Raw genomic sequence first — 1,028 nt, 5'->3', positions numbered from 1 at the left:
TGGTGTGATCCGTCGCTACCTTCAGGCCGGAATGATGATGGGGGGGTTCGTTAGTCAGCGAGAGAAAGGCACACCGCAAGGATCGCCCTTGAGTCCGTTGCTTAGTAATATCCTACTTGACGATCTGGACAAGAAACTGGATGCCAGAGGCCACCGGTTCTGCCGATATGCCGATGACTGCCAGATCTACGTCCAAAGCCGTCGAGCGGGCCACCGAGTCAAGGACAACGTGACCGCCTTTCTCGAAACACGACTCAAACTCCCGGTAAATCGGGAGAAGAGCCGCGTCGTCTCTGTCTCACGCAGCAATTTTCTCGGGTACAGCTTTGTAGGAAAGGCTCATCCGCGCATCCGCTGCAGTAATGAGACGATCAAACGCTTCAAGAAACGGATCAGGCAACTGACCCGCGGGCATGATCGCGAAGCCATTGAGGTGAAGCTTGCCCGTCTCGATCGATATATTCGAGGCTGGACAAGCTACTTTCGGTTGGCAGAGACACGCCGCTTATTTGCTGATATCGACAGCTGGATACGAAGCCGACTACGCATGTGCCTGATGAAACAGTGGTTTAAACCGAGAACCCGAGTGAGGAAAATGATCGAACTCGGGCTCCCTGTGGATGAGGCGAAAGGATACTGTCAGCACAAGCGCTGGTGGTTTCTGGCCCAACTCCATCATACGCGGTTCGCGATGAATAACCGCTGGTGGCACAAGCGAGGCTTCCGTGGTGTGCGCTTTTATATGGAGCGGTTTGCCAACACTTGACCAACCGCCGTGGTACGGATCCGTATGCCAGGTGGTGTGGGCGGACGGGGGAGGTGACTCCCCCTCCTACTCGATCCATCCTGTTCACGGCATGCGGGGCAGCTTAGTCGTCTGCACCTGGTACGCCGCCCAGCTCTTCGATCAGCGCCTTGTAGCTTTCGGTCTGCTCGGTGAGGGTCTGGGTGACGCCTTCTTCCGACAGGTACACCACCGGCATCAGAATGCGCTCTTCGGTGATCTCGATGAACCGCTCATCCTGGGT

General features: G+C 56.2%; 1 protein-coding gene. It reads left to right on the top strand.

Features of this window, described 5'->3' with window-relative positions; genetic code table 11:
* Positions 1–766, top strand: a 766-nt coding sequence (locus NFR51_RS11050; RefSeq protein ID WP_251713627.1) for a group II intron maturase-specific domain-containing protein, incomplete at its 5' end; no start/stop codon positions are given.
* Between the last annotated feature and the right edge of the window lie 262 nt (positions 767–1,028).

The organism is Lactococcus ileimucosae (genome assembly GCF_943193185.1).
GTDB lineage: Bacteria > Bacillota > Bacilli > Lactobacillales > Streptococcaceae > Lactococcus > Lactococcus ileimucosae.
This window is presented reverse-complemented; position numbering and strand designations above follow the sequence as displayed.